This is a genomic window from Saprospiraceae bacterium (assembly GCA_016717265.1).
GTDB lineage: Bacteria > Bacteroidota > Bacteroidia > Chitinophagales > Saprospiraceae > Vicinibacter.
On the sequence record JADKFX010000001.1, the window covers coordinates 1,977,909 to 1,995,124 of the forward strand.

General features: G+C 33.6%; 14 protein-coding genes. 9 read left to right on the plus strand and 5 right to left on the minus strand.

The window, feature by feature from the left end:
* Positions 1-3 precede the first annotated feature (3 nt).
* Positions 4-939: a glycosyltransferase gene (locus IPO86_07595; GenBank protein ID MBK9727963.1), complete on the minus strand. Its 936-nt coding sequence runs from the start codon at positions 937-939 to the stop codon at positions 4-6.
* Positions 940-1,239: 300 nt separating this feature from the next.
* Positions 1,240-3,702 (minus strand): DNA translocase FtsK, encoded by a 2,463-nt coding sequence (locus tag IPO86_07600; protein MBK9727964.1) that lies wholly within the window; start codon positions 3,700-3,702, stop codon positions 1,240-1,242.
* Positions 3,703-3,965: 263 nt separating this feature from the next.
* Between IPO86_07600 and IPO86_07605 the strand changes: the two genes are divergently transcribed.
* Together IPO86_07605 and IPO86_07610 are read left to right on the plus strand one after the other, a co-directional pair.
* Entirely contained in the window at positions 3,966-5,126 is a 1,161-nt protein-coding gene (locus IPO86_07605) for a saccharopine dehydrogenase NADP-binding domain-containing protein (GenBank protein MBK9727965.1), read from the plus strand.
* A 107-nt stretch (positions 5,127-5,233) separates the two neighbouring features.
* Entirely contained in the window at positions 5,234-7,006 is a 1,773-nt protein-coding gene (locus IPO86_07610; GenBank protein MBK9727966.1) for an acyl-CoA dehydrogenase family protein, read from the plus strand.
* A gap of 125 nt (positions 7,007-7,131) precedes the next feature.
* Here IPO86_07610 and IPO86_07615 read toward each other — a convergent pair whose 3' ends face one another.
* Positions 7,132-7,863, minus strand: a complete 732-nt coding sequence (locus IPO86_07615) for a hypothetical protein (GenBank protein ID MBK9727967.1) — start codon at positions 7,861-7,863, stop codon at positions 7,132-7,134.
* Positions 7,864-8,486: 623 nt separating this feature from the next.
* Between IPO86_07615 and IPO86_07620 the strand changes: the two genes are divergently transcribed.
* From IPO86_07620 to IPO86_07650, 7 genes are all read left to right on the plus strand, one after another.
* On the plus strand, positions 8,487-9,083 hold the full coding sequence (locus tag IPO86_07620) for an SRPBCC family protein (GenBank protein MBK9727968.1): 597 nt from the start codon (positions 8,487-8,489) through the stop codon (positions 9,081-9,083).
* A gap of 412 nt (positions 9,084-9,495) precedes the next feature.
* Entirely contained in the window at positions 9,496-10,650 is a 1,155-nt protein-coding gene (locus IPO86_07625; GenBank protein MBK9727969.1) for a TolC family protein, read from the plus strand.
* Positions 10,647-11,630 carry an efflux RND transporter periplasmic adaptor subunit gene (locus IPO86_07630; protein ID MBK9727970.1) on the plus strand — a complete coding sequence of 328 codons (984 nt, stop codon included), beginning with the start codon at positions 10,647-10,649 and terminating at the stop codon, positions 11,628-11,630. Before IPO86_07625 ends, IPO86_07630 begins: the two co-directional genes overlap by 4 nt.
* A gap of 6 nt (positions 11,631-11,636) precedes the next feature.
* The gene (locus tag IPO86_07635) at positions 11,637-12,560 is read left to right on the plus strand and encodes an ABC transporter ATP-binding protein (protein MBK9727971.1); all 924 of its coding nucleotides are present in this window, start codon (positions 11,637-11,639) and stop codon (positions 12,558-12,560) included.
* A complete protein-coding gene (locus tag IPO86_07640) occupies positions 12,557-13,306 on the plus strand; it encodes an ABC transporter ATP-binding protein (protein ID MBK9727972.1) in 750 nt (249 codons plus the stop codon). Before IPO86_07635 ends, IPO86_07640 begins: the two co-directional genes overlap by 4 nt.
* A gap of 3 nt (positions 13,307-13,309) precedes the next feature.
* A complete protein-coding gene (locus IPO86_07645; protein ID MBK9727973.1) occupies positions 13,310-14,419 on the plus strand; it encodes an ABC transporter permease in 1,110 nt (369 codons plus the stop codon).
* A 4-nt stretch (positions 14,420-14,423) separates the two neighbouring features.
* Positions 14,424-15,542, plus strand: a complete 1,119-nt coding sequence (locus tag IPO86_07650) for an ABC transporter permease (GenBank protein MBK9727974.1) — start codon at positions 14,424-14,426, stop codon at positions 15,540-15,542.
* A gap of 56 nt (positions 15,543-15,598) precedes the next feature.
* Here the strand turns inward: IPO86_07650 and IPO86_07655 are convergent, their stop codons facing one another.
* Positions 15,599-16,387 carry a hypothetical protein gene (locus IPO86_07655; protein MBK9727975.1) on the minus strand — a complete coding sequence of 263 codons (789 nt, stop codon included), beginning with the start codon at positions 16,385-16,387 and terminating at the stop codon, positions 15,599-15,601.
* 80 nt (positions 16,388-16,467) lie between these two features.
* Positions 16,468-16,869, minus strand: coding sequence for a CBS domain-containing protein (locus IPO86_07660; protein MBK9727976.1), 402 nt, complete (start codon positions 16,867-16,869; stop codon positions 16,468-16,470).
* Positions 16,870-17,216 lie beyond the last annotated feature (347 nt).

Genomic DNA, 17,216 nt, shown 5'->3' on the forward strand with positions numbered 1-17,216 from the left:
CAATTATTCGGTTGTTAAATTGTTTTGGCTTAAGATCAATTTGTATTTTTCAAGATAAGAAGTTGCCATAATTTTTGAGTTAAATTTGCTTGTTGCATATTCATGACAAGCTTCCCTTGAATATTGATTGGAACGTTCAAGAGCATCCGATAAAGCATTAAGATCAGCAGAAAGGAATCCTATTTTATCGTTGACTATTTCTGGCAAGGAGCCTCGTGGAGTTCCAAATACCGGGCAGCCGAAATACAGACTTTCAATAATCGCCAAACCAAATGGTTCATCCCACAGCACTGGAAAAATGAGCCCTTTGGATCCTTGTAATAATTCATTTTTTTCTTTACCACCTACCATGCCACAAAATGATACGCGATTGCTCATTGTAAACCGAAATCCCATTCTGAAATTAAGACGATTCCCACCTAATACTTTCAAATGTTCGTCTTTGGTTTTATTTATAATTTGAATAGCTCCTTTTACATTTTTTAATCGCCATGAAGCGTTTCCCAAAAAATGAAAATAGTTTCTTTGATTATTTAAGTCTGGAATTCCATAGTCATCCCAATCTAATCCATTATATACATATTGTGTTGAATGATTTCTTGCTGCATGATTTTTGGAAACAAACACTGTGTTTTTATCAAGAATTTCAGATGGATGTGGATTTCCATGCATTGTAACGAGATAGGGCTTATCAATTTTTTCTTTTAATTGAAAATTAAAATGTACAAAATCAATATGTCTTGGAATTTGTTGATTTAATGATTTTGTTTTGTCCAAATAAAGGACTTCTGCAAATTCGCAAGTTGAATTTTCTTCAACCAGAAAGCTAATCTGATGACCCATTTTGGATAATTCTTTTCCCAAATACCAAATTACACGTTCCGTTCCGCCATACTTGGTCACAGGTATTTTTCCAGTATTGGCTATTAGAATATGCATAGAAAGAATTATTTAAAGAAAAACAAAATTACAGGATTTGATAAGAGTATCATGAAAATTGATTTATAAAATTTAAAAAGCGGTAGGAGTGTGACGAAAGATTATATTTTATTTAAAATTTATTTGGCAGTTTTAAGTTCATTTAAATAACTCAACGGTAACAAAGATTTGAAAGATTCAGGCAAAAAAAAAGCCCTTGTGGTCAGCAAGGGCAAAATCTACTATCAATCTCAGTTGGTAAAAATCAAAATAGAATTCAAAATGTAGGTATCATGTGTGTGTAGTAATCATACCTGTTTATTATTTTTTAAGTTTAGATAGAATATTTTCCAATTCAACTTCCGTAAAGACCAACACTTCTCTAGGTTTACTACCTTCTCCCATGCTGACAATACCGAGTTGTTCGAGCTGGTCCATAATTCGACCTGCACGGTTATAGCCTAATTTTAAACGGCGTTGAATCATACTGGTACTCCCATGTTGCGAGCTCACGACCAATCGAGCAGCTTCAAAAAGTAATTCATCCAAGTCACTAAAATCAATCATAGCACCTCCATTATCGGCCTCATCCCCTTTGTATTCTGGGAGGAAGTATGGCATACCATAGCTTTGTTGATTACCTATATGTTTGATTACGCGTTCTACTTCTGGAGTATCTACATAAGCACATTGTAAGCGAATCATATCTGAGCCAACATTGAAAAGCATATCACCACGACCAATTAAACGTTCAGCGCCACCATAATCCAATATTGTTCTGGAGTCGATATTGGAAGAGACTTTAAATGCAATTCTTCCTGGGAAGTTTGCTTTGATCAATCCTGTAATAATTTTTACAGAAGGTCTTTGAGTAGCGATAATTAAATGAATTCCAACGGCACGCGCTAATTGTGCTAATCTTCCTAATGGCATTTCAACTTCCTTGCCGGCAGTCATGATCAGATCTGCAAATTCATCGATGACTAATACAATGTAGGGTAAATATTTGTGTCCTTTTTCGGGATTCAACTTGCGTTTTGTAAATTTATCATTGTATTCTAAGATATTTCTAACCCTTGCTAATTTTAAGAGTTCATAGCGCTGATCCATTTCAATGCACAATGAATTTAATGTATAAATTACTTTAGAATTATCGGTAATTATCGACTCATCTGAATTCGGTAATTGAGCAAGAAAGTGTTTTGCAATTACAGAATAAATTGGCAGTTCGACTTTTTTCGGATCAATTAATACAAGTTTTACTTCTGCCGGATGTTTGCGATAGAGTAGGGACATTAAGATCGCATTGATGCCAACTGATTTTCCTTGACCGGTAGCTCCTGCAATAAGCAAATGAGGCATTTTGGTTAAATCAGCAACAATGACTTCATTGGAAATATTTTTACCTAAGGCAATCGGCAATTCCAATTTTGGATCATTGAACTTTTCAGACCGAAGTAATTCTTTTAGCGGAACAGTTTGTCTGTTTTTATTTGCAACTTCAATCCCTATGGTTCCTTTTCCTGGTATGGGTGCGATAATTCGAATGCCTTGTGCTGATAAACTTAAGGCGATATCATCTTCAAGGCTTTTAATTCTGGATATACGGACTCCCGGTGCAGGGACAATTTCATAAAGTGTTACAGTAGGACCAATGGTTGCTTTTATTTTTTGGATTTCTATTTTATAATGTTGAAGTGTAGCTATTATTAGGTTTTTGTTAGTTTCTAATTCATCTCTATCAATTTCAAATTTTTGATCGGCATAATCATGTAATAACTCAAGCCCAGGTGCTTTATAGGAAGAAAGATTTGCTTTTGGATCATAGTCAGCTCCTGTCTCAGCTTCCCAGCCGTCTTCCTCTTCGGAGACGGCTTGATGGGAATACTGATGATCGCTTTGTTCTGTATTTTGAAAAGCAGGTGGGATATAGGCTGCTTCTGGGTCTTCAATAATTTCTAAAGTAGGTTGAACTTTAGTTTTAACTTCTTTTGGAGCTAAGGATGCTAATAAATCATCACTTTCAGGATAATCGCTCCAATCAACCATGATTGGTTTTTGCTGAGGAATCGGATTCGCAGTAGTTTTTAGAAACTGTTCAGGTGATGGTTTGTCAGTTTGTGTAAAGGAATGAAATGCATTTTTTAAATTAAACCATTCAGCATTCCATAGAGAAGAAGCTGCGGTATGTCCAACAGCATCCGCTTGAAAGGTCTGCATGGAAGGATTATAATACCAAACAAGCAGGGCAATTAATCCAAAAATCAGGCTTAATCCAGCGCCGATAGGGCCCATAAAACCTTCTATCCATTCACAATTACGAGCGCCAAAAGCACCACCATAAGGAAAATTCAGGGTTTGAAAAATATAATAAAAGATCATGGAAAGTAATGACATGATCACCATAGAATGGGTCGTAAATCGTAAAAAGGAAAGCCATCCTCCGCGGTGTAAGAAGCGAAATCCCAGATGAATCAAGACTGGTATAAACAAAATTGCAGCTAGTCCAAAACCATAATAGAATAAAATATGGGAGGATAGAGCACCTAATTTGCCAAGCCAATTTGTAATTACAACTTTAGGATTGAATAAAATTTTCCAGGAATAGTTTAATATTTTATCCTGATCTGCTTTCCAGGTAAAGAAATAGGAAATAGAAGAAATTAAGATGAATAGAGCCATCATAAAACATAAGATGGCAAGAATTTTAGAAAGTCTTTCATCTTTTAGCCAAAGGACAAAAGCGTCCCCGGCGGACAGTTTGCTCTTTTTCGACCGCGCCATAAAAAATAGTAGATTATATATTAATTCAGACGCTAATGTATAACTATTTGATATATTATTCAAAATTATTATTTATTTATCATTATAAACCTGCATTTTAAATATTATAATAAACAATAATATGTATTTACTATATTATATATATTAAATATATAATATGTAATACTATGTGTTATCAATGCGATTTATATGTTAATTTTTAGGTTCTATGCTGCTTTATTGCTTCAAGTCTTAATTTTGCAGGAATAAATTTATTTTTAGCCATGTATATAAAACATAAAGTGATTATTGCGGGGGCAGGGGGGATTGGTCGTGCTGCAGGCTTAATCATGGCTGAGCAACCTGATTTTGATTGTGAACTTTTTATTGGAGATATCTATAATGAGGTTGCTATCCAAACTTCTGATTGGATTCAAAAAGGGGCTTCAAGTTTAGTAAATATTGAAACCTTTGAATTAATTCCAGGCGCAGTAACAGAGCATATGGACTATGTTTTTAAATCTGCTGATATACTTTTAGATTGTTTACCTGGTTCTGAAGCTCCAAGAATGGCTCGTTTTGCAAAGCAATATCACCTGCATTATGTTAATCTTACGGAATATGTAGACGAAACCAATCAAATTCTTGAATTGGCAAAAGATGCAGATACTGGCTTTATTTTGCAATCCGGACTTGCACCAGGCTATGTCAATATACTAGCTAACCATTTATACAAGGAGTTTGTCTCTGAATTTGGAGATCTGAATATTGAGAAAATTTCTATGAAAGTTGGTGCTTTGACAAAAATCACCAAAGATCCACATTTTTATGGTTTTACCTGGAGCCCTATTGGTGTTGCGACAGAATATGTTAAAGAAGCTATTGTAATTAAGGATGGGGTTAAAACAAGTATTCCCTCTTTATCAGATACAAGATCTATAATCATTGACGGGATTCATTATGAAGACGATTATACCAGTGGAGGTGCTGCAGACTTACCAGATTATTTTGCTGGTAAAGTAAATGCACTCGATTATAAAACGATTCGATATCCTGGGCATTATGGATGGGTTCGCAAGCAATTAGAAGAGATTGGTCAGCATTCAAATATGGAATTGGCTTTATTAGATCGTATGAGCCAGCAAATTCCGCATTCAGAAGATGATATTATCATATTATATATAAGCGTATTAGGTAAAGATCAACAAGGCATATTGAGAATTAAAGAGCGAAGCCTTAGAATTGAGCCTTCCTATGTTGGAAGTCATAAATTAAAAGCAATTCAGACGGCAACGGCTGCACCCATGTTAGAAGCGGCAAGAATGTTATTGAGTGGAAAATATAAAGGGCCGTTATTACAATCTCAGATAGATACCCATGAGTTTCTGCAAGGTTCATTTGTGCAAATGATATACAATCAAAAGAAATACAGAGAATTCGTATAGTTTTATTTTCAATTCTCGTTCTCATTTTAATCTATTTAATCTTTCCTGGTGTTCTAATAAGGAGAATGCTTTTAAGTTCTATTTTTTAATTGATTAAAACCAAAAGGATGAATTCCCAAATTTTAAAAGGTGGTGAATTTTTAATTAAAGACACCGATTATCTATTAAATTTTACCCCGGAAGACTTATCGGATGATCAACAAATGATACGGCAATCTGTAAGAGATTTTGTTGAACATGAGATCTGGCCAAAAGGAAACATCCTAAGTGAGCAAGTTGGACTTTTGATGCAAGCCGCTGAATTGGGTCTTCTAGGCGCACATATACCTGAAATTTATGGCGGTGCTCCCTTAGACACTTTTAGTAATACTTTGATCTCGGAAGAATTAGGAAGGGGTGAGGCGAGTTTTAATACTTCATTGGCTGCACATACAGGAATTGGAATGTTGCCCATCTTATATTTTGGTTCAGAGGAATTGAAAAAGCGGTATTTGCCTGGAATGTGCAATGGGCAACTTAAGGCAGCGTATTGCCTTACAGAACCTGGATCAGGTTCCGATGCCCTCTCTGCAAAAACACAAGCTGTATTAAGTCCGGATGGTTTGTATTATTTTATAACAGGTCAAAAAATTTGGATTTCAAATGCAGGATTTGCAGATCTTTTTATTGTTTTTGCCCAAATAGATGGAAATAAATTTACGGGTTTTGTTGTTGAACGAAATTCACAAGGTATAAGTCTTGGGGAGGAAGAAAACAAATTAGGGATTAAAGGATCATCTACCCGTCAAGTGTATTTTGAAAATGTAAAAGTTCCAGCTGGCAATATTCTTGGCCAAATTGGAAAAGGCCATTTGATAGCCTTTAATGTGCTCAATATAGGACGTTATAAATTGGGTGCTATGTGTATGGGGGGAGCTAAAAAATCCATCGGTATTGGCATCCAATATGCAAATGAAAGAATTCAGTTTGGTCAGCCAATTTCTAGTTATGGTGCAATTCAATATAAATTAGCAGAATCTGCAATCCGAACATTTGCATTAGAATCTACTGTGTATCGCGTTGCGGATCTCATGGAAGATAAAAAGAATGAAGAGCTAAAATCTGGCAATGAATATTCAATCGCGATGCTGGAGTCAGCTGAAGAATATGCTGTCGAATGCGCTATTATTAAAATAAGTGGTTCAGAAGTTATTGATTATATAGTGGATGAGCTTATTCAAATTCACGGAGGTTATGGTTATAGTGAAGAATATCCAGCAGCACGTGCATATCGGGATGCAAGAATTAATCGAATTTATGAAGGCACCAATGAAATAAATCGAATGCTAATCATCAACATGATTTTGAGGAGAACTATGAAAGGTGCATTAGATCTAGTTGGCCCTGCTTGGGATGTTCAAAAAGAATTAACAGGACTTCCAAATATGCAAATTCCGGAAGGAGATTATGGTCTTGAAAGAAGAACCATCAAAGATTTTAGAAAAATGGTTTTAATGGTAGCAGGTGCTGCTGTTAAATATCAAATGGATGGCAAACATGATTTAAAAGTCCAACAGGAAATATTAATGAATATTGCAGATATGATTATTGATCTGTATTTATCAGAATCCATTTTATTGCGGGTTCAAAAATTAAAGGAGAAAAACAATACTGCACATCTTTTGGAGTTTGAATCTATGATGCATGTTTATTTTTGGGATGCTCAAAGTAGACTTGCGAAAAATGGTCAAGATGCTTTAGCTTCTTTTGCAACGGGCGATGAGTTAAGAATTATGCTGCTTGGCATGAAACGGTTTGCAAGATATGATCCTGTTAACGTAAAAGAACACCGACGTATGATTGCAACAAAACTAATAACGGCAGGAGAATATTGTTTTTAGTGTTTTATGCATTCGCTTTTAAAAAAAAAAATACCTAAAATCTTAAACTGAAATACGATTCAAAGATTTTAGGTATTTTTAATTATTTTACTTTTTGTTTTCTGTAAAGTAAAATCTATATCAAATTATTTAATAAACTTCCGAAGATGTTCATCCACATTTAATACACATTCATTCCAGCTTTTCCAAAAATTATCATAAGATCCTGCACCATGAACAGATTCAAAGTTTTCTTTGAATTTAATATCCATATCAAAATCAGCATAATGATCAAAGCTAAATACAATAGCTGCATCTTTTCCTTTGCTACTCCAAAGGTCGTTATAAAACACTCTAGAAGAAAATGGATATTTTTTTGCTTCCCAAACTGCTTTATTTTTTTTCATTAATTCTGCAAATTGATAACGCATACCAGGTTTAATATCAACTACCCAAACATCCAAATGTGAAGGATTGTAATTTGCTGGTGTATAAGAAACATCCTCATTTAATTTCCATAAATTGGATTCTCCATATTCTTCAACATGGACATCAACATTTTTATCCCAGTCTTCATCATGTTTAGGCTCACCTTGTGGAATATGGTCCATATCTGTATAGGTTAAAGGACCCATTGACCAAATATACCATCCATCGCTATTTGCACCTTCCGTAATTACGGCTAAAGTAGCTTTTGATGGACCCGATGCATGAAACATTGCGTTATGTGCTTTGACACCTTGTTCAAATTGTTTTTCATGGCCTCTTTTCGGTTTGACCAGCATATTGTTGTACATGCCATAAGCTGGTTTACTTGGGGTTGTTTGGGCCAGTAGGCCATCTGTTATCAAGTTTAAGGCGAGAAACAGAAAAAGCATTTTTGTCATATTTGTTGAGTTTAATTTAAAAAAGAATAAATGTAAACATTTCTATCGAATGAATTGATTTATATTTATTGAATGCTAAACGTATTCAATTTATCTCTTACTAAATTTTATTAATTTTACGACTCTCAATATTTTCAATATACAAATTAAATTTTTTCAAAATATAATTTAAGCGCAGCATTAATTATAAGAACATGGATTCAATTAATTTATCTAATCTGGTAAATCAAAGATTGTATATATCTTATAAAATTTTGAATATGTCAATATCCATTGGAATCATTCTGATATTATTTATGAACTTACTTTTTTTATCAGACAACTGGAAGTCTCCCGAATTTTTTGTCAGCAGAATTAAGCTTACTGAATTCTTGTGCAATCCATGAATTGCTTTTAAGAATTGTTTTTAAATTTAATATATACCCTGGGTTATTCTCCAGGAGACTGGACTCTTTTTGCAGGCTTCGGACGGAGATCTTTTTTTAATATGGATTCCAACTTTGATACGTATTTCTTTTTAAATTTGTATTCTAGATTGTTGGACACATCCAATATTAAGGGAACTTCGAATGATCTTTAATGCTATTTATTTAAACTATTAAATTATTCAACGAATGTTTGCAAATCTTCTAAAAATCATTGGAATCTTGGTAACACTTTACCTGATAAGTGCATTCATTGCCAAGTCAAACTACAAAGTCGAGCGAAAATCAATTATTAATGCGCCTCAAAAATTAGTCTATAATCAAGTTGGTATCCTACGGAATTGGGATAGCTGGTCTCCTTGGGTAGAAAGAGACCCAAGTGTTCAAAACACATACGAAGGTAAGGATGGAGAAAAAGCCTCTATTATGAAATGGGTGGGAGATAAAGATCTAACAGGTACAGGACAAATTGAAATAACAGAAGCTGATCCACCCAATGGATTGAATTATAAACTTACATTTAAGGTTCCCTTTGAAATGAGCTCAAAGGGTACTTTTTTATTGAGTGCTGTGGATCCAGGTAAAACAAATATTACCTGGTCAGACGAAGGGGATATTCCTTTTTTAATGAGACCCATGATGATGTTTATGGATATGGATAAACAGATAGGTCCAGACTTTGAAAGAGGTTTAGTAAAACTTGATTCCATAACAGCTGGAATGCATTTGCAAATATTACTTATGATGGCACAGGATTCAAGTAAACAGAACACGATATTGAATTGATAAATATGCATATATCATTATTAGGTTTTTAATTTGAATGAACGATTGTGATTCCATTTTAGTTTGTTTGAGTTCATCACAAGATTTTATTGCAGTTGGAGTAAGCTTCTTAGTGAACTCCAGGTGATTGATAAATTCGATGGTTTTTACTTATTATTATAAATTAGGTGTAGCCTAATTTCGCATACATACATTCTATTTTATAAACTGAACCTATTCATGCTTAAGATGTTACTATAGGGATTTAAAATCGTTAGCGTTTTGTATTTAAATTGTAAGGCATTACATGGTATTTATGTTTAGGATTTATTCATTTTTATTTTTAATTGTTTTCGATTTTCAAATCCTATATTGTCAAAAGGAAAGTATCACACTGGATTCTTGTTTGATTTGGGCTCAAAACAATTATCCTATGATTAAACAATTAGACCTTGTAAAAAGTACGGAATCATTTTCATTATCCAACATTGCTACTGCCTGGTTCCCTCAAATTAATGTTACCGGACAAGCGAGTTATCAATCAGATGTCACAGGTTTTAAAATAGCGATTCCAGGTATAAACTTACCGGAACCTCCTTCCAAAGAGCAGTATAAATTTTATGCAGATTTTGGACAGCTTGTGTATGCTGGAGGCAGTATTATTGCACAAAAAAATTTAGTCCGGTCAAACACAAAACTGGAAATTCTTAAACTGGAAGTTGAATTTTATAAAATTAACGATCGAATACTTCAACTCTATTTTGGGAGTATCTTGATTCAGGAGCAGCTGCAGATTGTAGATCTAATAGACAAGGATTTGATTGCCCAAATTAAAAAAGCAGAAGCTGCATTGGAATCTCAAATTATAGCTTCAAGTACGCTGTATCAGCTGCAAGCAGAGTCTATCAAAGCAAGACAAAAGCGTATCGAATTGGAGTCCCAGCAAAATCAAATGCTAAAATTGTTAGGCCAATTTATTAATAAAGAGCTTCCAATCAATACGGCATTCATTGTGCCAAAAGAGCGGAGTTTAAGGCAAAAAATTGACCGATCAGAATTATGGTTAAGTGACCAACAAGTTGTATTTGTTGAAAACCAATGGAGGCTTAGTCGATCAAAAGTAATCCCGAAATTGAGTTTATTTGGACAAATAGGATATGCTAATCCTGCATTGAATTTTCTTAAAAATGAGTTTCAAGCATATTATGTTGCAGGCATCCGATTGAATTGGAATTTTTCATCATTGTATAGTTTTAAAAATGACTATCAAATCTCAATTCTAAATAAAAATATTGCAGCTTTACAAAAAGAAACGTTTCTTTTTAATACCCGATTAAATTTATTGCAGCAAGAAGAAGAAATTCATAAATTCGAAATACTTTTAAAGTCAGATTTGGAATTAGTAGAACTGAGAACTAAAATTAAAGTTGCTGCTAAAGTTCAATGGGAGAGTGGAGTGATTACTGTAAGTGATTATATTCGGGAACTGAATGCAGAAGAACAAGCACGAACAAATCAGACAGTGCATCAAATTCAATTTTTACAAGCACAATATTTGCATTATTATCATTCTGGTATCAAATTATGAACATAAGAGATTTTATTATTTTTAGTTTGGCCTTCTGTTTTCTAACGTTTTCATGTAAGCGAAATGGTTTTAAGTATGATGCCAGTGGAGTATTTGAATCTGATGAAATTATAGTATCTGCTGAAGTAACAGGTAGAATTTTGAATTTGAATATCGAAGAAGGCTCCTTGATAAAAAAGGATTCTGTTGTTGGGAACATTGATCCAATGCAATACACTTTACAAAAGGAGCAATTAGAATCTTCGATTAAAGCAGTGGAATCTAAATCAATACCAAGTTTACCCCAGATTAGAATTCTGGAATCACAAGTGAAAGCACAACAGGAACAGATCCGTGTATTCCAGTTGCAATTAAATAGCGCAAAACGGGAAAAAAGTCGATTGGAAAAGCTGGTTAAGGCAGAAGCAGCACCAGGTAAGCAATTAGATGATGCCAATTCTCAGCTTGACATCATTAGCCAGCAACTTAAAGCTGCCGAAAGTCAGGTATTAGTGACCAGGCAACAAATCGTTTCTCAAAGAGCCTTAATTGCTGCTCAGAATGCAGGCATATCCAGTGAAGAGGGGCCCCTTGAGAAGCGAAAAGAAATGGCAGAAGATTATTTAAACAAGTCGAAAATTATAAATCCATTAAGTGGAAATATATTGACTATTTATATGCATGCGGGAGAGGTGGTCACTCCTGGAAAGGCGATTTACAAAATTGCTGATTTAAGTAAGTTGAATTTGCGTGCATACATTAATGGTAGCCAGTTAAGTAAAGTTAAGTTGAATCAAGAAGTTAGCTTACATGTAGAATATGGGGATGATGAAGATAAAGAATACAAAGGACAGATCATTTGGATCAGTGATCAAGCGGAATTCACCCCTAAAACTATACAAACTAAAGAAGAACGCTCAAATCTTGTCTATGCTATTAAAATAAAAGTTGTGAATGATGGTTTTTTGAAGTTGGGCATGTATGGAGAAGTGCAATTCTAAAAATTCATGACAGCCATTGAGATCTCCCAATTATCAAAATCATATCTGAATAAAAAGCAGAAGACCATTGCATTAAACGATATTAATTTGGCAGTTCAAAAGGCAGAAATTTTTGGACTTATTGGTCCAGATGGTGCTGGTAAAACTAGTTTGATAAGAATTTTAACAACACTTATTTTGGCAGATTCTGGAACTGCATTTGTAGATGGATTAAATGTAGTTCATGATTTTGAATTAATTCGAAAGAGAATAGGCTATATGCCGGGCAGATTTTCTTTGTATCAGGATCTCACAGTCGAAGAAAATCTTCAATTTTTTGCTTCCGTGTTTAGTACCTCAATGGAGGAGAATTATCATTTAATCAAGGATATTTATGAGCAAATTGAACCATTTAAAGATAGAAGGGCAGGAAAGTTATCCGGTGGAATGAAACAAAAGCTAGCCCTTTCTTGTGCCTTAATTCATAAACCAACCATACTGTTTTTAGATGAGCCGACAACAGGTGTTGATGCCGTTTCACGCAAAGAATTTTGGGATATGTTAAAAGCATTACAGAAACAGGGTATTACAATTTTTGTTTCTACTCCTTATATGGATGAAGCTTCTTTATGTGATCGAATCGCTTTAATTCAACATGGGCATATTTTAAAAATAAATACTCCAAAACAAATTCAATTAGATTTTACCGGACAATTATGGAGCATACATTCGGATCAAATGTATCAATTATTGAGTGACTTAAAAAATTGGGAATGGGTTCAATCTTCATTTGCATTTGGGGATAGTTGCCATGTTATTTTTAAGACATCTGATGACATGGAAACGCATTGTGTAAAGTATTTGGAAGGTAAATCGCATACCAATCTTAAAGTATTGCGAATTCATCCAGGAATTGAAGATTGTTTTATTCAATTAATGAAATCAACATGAGCCAGGAATATATTATCGAAGCTTCTGGTCTAACAAAGCAATTTGGAGATTTTGTGGCAGTAGATCATATTAATTTTTCTGTAATAAAAGGAGAAATTTTCGGTTTTTTAGGAGCCAATGGAGCCGGTAAAACAACTGCAATCCGGATGCTTTCCGGACTTTCAAAGCCTACTTCTGGAGCAGCCCGGGTGATTGGTTTTGATGTTTATAAGGATGCTGAAAAGATTAAAAAGAATATTGGATATATGAGTCAAAGGTTTTCATTATATGAAGATTTAACCATACTTGAAAACATGCGATTTTATGGAGGTATTTATGGTATGTCCAATGCTGAAATAAAGAATAAAACACAAGAAATATTAAGTTTATTTCAATTGGAATCTGAAAAGAATCAGTTGGTGAAATCTTTGCCATTAGGATGGAAACAAAAGTTAGCATTTAGCATTTCCATTTTTCATAATCCACCCCTTGTTTTTTTAGATGAACCTACTGGTGGAGTTGATCCAATTACCAGGAGAGAATTTTGGGAATTAATTATGGAATCTGCTTCGAGAGGCACCACCATATTTGTGACTACACATTATATGGATGAAGCAGAGTATTGTAATCGATTGACGATTATGGTAGATGGTAAAATAGAAGCATTAGGCTCCCCACAAGAGTTAAAGCAACAACAGAATGCAAACACAATGGAAGCTGTATTTTTAGGTTTGGCAAGGCGAGCATTTCGAAGTGAAATTCAATAATTGATGAAGCAGTTTTTAATTTTTGTCAAGAAAGAATGGTTGCATATCCTGAGAGATAGGCGCACCTTATTTATTTTATTTGGAATGCCTGTTGCTCAAATATTGATTTTCGGATTTGCACTTTCGAATGAAGTAAAAAATTCAAAAATTGCTATATTAGATCATTCAAACGATGCAGTAAGTCAGTATTTGATACAGAAGATAGAAGCTAGCAATTATTTTGAAATTGTTGAGAATTTAGATTCTGATCTTGAAATTGATGCAGTGTTTAAAAAAGGGAACGTTCGATTGGTGCTTGTCTTTGAACCTGCATTTTCAGAAAAGTTATTAAATCAGCATGAAGCAAGCATCCAGCTCATTTCAGATGCCTCAGATCCTAATGTTGGAACGACTCTTGTAAATTATTGTTCTTCTATTATTAATGATTATCAGAATGAATTACTCGGTACAACGAAACTTCCTTTGCGAATAAAAGCAGAAGTGCGTATGATTTATAATCCGCAATTAAAGGCAGCCTATAATTTTGTACCTGGTGTGATGGCGATGGTGTTATTATTGATTTGTTCACTTATGACTTCAGTTGCAATCGTACGGGAAAAAGAATTAGGTACTATGGAAATACTTTTAGTTTCACCTATTAAGCCTGCTTTAGTTATTATATCGAAAACAATTCCTTATTTAATTTTATCATTTATTAATATTTGCAGTATTTTATTACTTAGTTATTTTGTTTTAGACGTTCCAATTAAAGGCAGTCTTGTTTTGTTATTGGGGGAGAGCACATTATTTATTATCACTTCACTCGCGCTTGGAATGTTTGTATCTTCTGTAACGACTACTCAAACCGCTGCAATGTTTGGTACTTTGGTAGGTTTGTTTATGCCTACCCTCATGTTTAGTGGGTTTATGTTTCCAGTAGATAACATGCCGGTACCCTTGCAATTAATTTCAAATATTTTACCATCCAAATGGTTTTTTTATATTGTTAAATCAGTGATGATAAAGGGATTAGGGTTTTACGCTGTTTGGAAGGAAACCCTTATATTAATTGGCATTACCGTTTTTATGTTTGTTGTGAGTATTCGAAATTTTGATAAACGCCTGGTCTTATAGAATTATGCGAACCATTTATTTTATCATACAAAAAGAATTTAGTCAGTTTTTTCGGGACAAAGCAAATATTCAGATGCTCTTAATAATGCCGATCATTCAATTGATCTTATTACCCATGGCAGCAAATTATGAAGTAAAGAATATACAATTATTTATTATAGATTTTGATCATTCCAGCTATAGCAGTCAAATGATTCAAAAAATCACTTCGAGTGGTTATATTCAATTGGCGGGAATAGGACATTCTTATAAATCAGGAATGGAGGCATTAGATAAAGATAAGGCTGATATCCTATTGGAAATTCCAGTAGGATTTGAAAAGACATTAATCCGTGAAGATGAAATCACAATTTCAGCTTCTGTAAATGCGGTGAATGGTCAACGTGCCAGCTTAGGGGCGCAATACTTATTGACAATTCTAAAAGATTTTAATCAAGAAATAAGAACAAAATGGGTTCAGTTTCCAAAATTTAAACCAGTACCAATAATCCAAATTGATCATTCGTATTGGTACAATCCTTTTATGAATTATAAACAATTTATGGTACCTGGTATTTTGGTTATTCTTCTTACCATGATTGGAGCTAATATGTCGGCTTTAAATCTTGTAAAAGAAAAGGAAATAGGTACCATCGAACAGATTAATGTTTCTCCGATTCGGAAGCACCATTTTATTATTGGAAAACTGATTCCTTTTTGGATTTTAGGACAGGTTGTTTTATCTATAGGTTTAATGGTAGCTTGGTTAGTATATGGTATCATTCCGGTAGGCCATATAAGTTTGATTTATTTGTTTTCATCCGTATATTTACTTGCAATTCTTGGTTTGGGTTTATTGATTTCTACGATTGCCCATACGCAACAACAAGCCATGTTGATTTCATTTTTCATTATGATGATTTTTGTTTTATTGAGTGGATTATACACGTCTATAGACAGTATGCCTAAATGGGCGCAATTCATAACGAAGTTAAATCCGATTGCATATTTTGTGCAAGTGATGCGAATGGTTATTATGAAGGGTAGCGGATTTAAGGATATTTTACCTCATCTTTTATCGGTATTGGGTATGGCCATCGTATTAATACCATGGGCGGTTTGGAATTACAGGAAGAAAAGTTAATTCAAATCTAAAATTACCTTTGAAACCGCGAAATCAGAATTTATTTTAGGTTTATTTTAAGCAATTTCTGCTTTGGCATTTAATGACTTAACATTCAGTATTGCTTCAGCCTGATATGGCCAGGACTCGATTATTTTATCATCGATATCCTCAAATTCAAGCATCCATTTTTTTAGATCTCGCTTTGATGTTTGCATAATTTGTTCAAAACTGCGGATTCCTTTAGTTTGAAGTTTATAAGCGATCTCATCGTCGATTCCTTTGATAAGATTTAAAGGATCAGCAGGAATTGCTTTTTGGGTGTATTGCTCCATTTTTTCATCTCCAATGATATTGCTTATAATGGCAAGATGTTGGTCTAATACAGATTTTAATTCAGCAACAATTTTAGAATCGTTAGAAGTATTATCAGAATGTTTAGATGATCTTAGATTGGATAATAGTATTTCGAGTTCTTGAATTTTTTCGAATTGCGCAGTATTTTTAATTTCTAGATGATTGCGTTCTTTTTGTAAAATTTCTAATTCATGAATAAATTCAGGGGATTTAATATCCTGATCTTTCTTTAATTTAAGATAATTTTCTTCCAGCAGACTGTACTTAGATTTCCAATCTTCATAGGCCACTTTATAGGTTCTTTCGTGACCCTGTGCCTGGTTTATTTTTTCTTCCAGTTCAAATTTATCTTTTCGAATTTGGTCATAGAGAATTTTTAATTCCTCTTTTTCCTTTAAGACCGTTTTAGATTCTCTGGTTGCCCTGGATGTAAAAACCCAAGAAACAATAAGAGAAGCCAAAACTAATATCCCAAAAAATAAATAAACGAATACCTGGGAACCGGACATGTTAAGCTTGATTAATATTCAATACAAATCTATGAACGAACAGCCGATTTAAACAATAGCTGAATGCCCATTATAAATTTTTAATATCTTTTTGGATATTCTTTGTGGTATTCATATCGTAAAACATCAAAGGATGTCACGATACCAATTAATTTTCCTTCTTCAACTACTGGCAAAGCATGAAATAAATGTTCCATAAACACTTCAGCAGCAGTACCAACTTTGTCGGTTGATTCAACAGTTGCTAAAATCTTGGTCATTACATTTGCAACTCTGGTGTTAGGATAATCTTTATGGTCTACACCTAACTTAAATAAGTCATAGGTAGTAACAATTCCAACTAATTTACCATCTTTTTCTACAACAGGTACATGGTGAATCCGGTTATTGATCAATAATTCTTTAACTTTTTGCAAACTATCATCAGGAGAGACAGTGATTACTTCCCGAACCATAATAGTTGCTACTGTTTCATTCATCATATGCGTAAGCTTTTAAGGCTCGAAAGATATTACAAGTTTGGACAATATTAGAATGGATTGAAAATATTTTTTGAGAGTTTAAATTCAAAACGATCTAAAACAAAAAATAAAAATATATATTATTATAATTCAATTGTTTATAAATTAATAATAATTATAATGTGATTCTAAGTCTAAGATTTAAACGATATTATTTCATAAATACTTTCTGAAGTTTTTAAATATTAAGGTTCCTATTTTGATTTTAAATAAATGGGTCGAGTAGACATCCGAATCACTTTTGGCGTATTTATGACTTGATTCAAAGGATTGCTAATCGTTTTTTGACTGAAGCTATAGTTACAGTA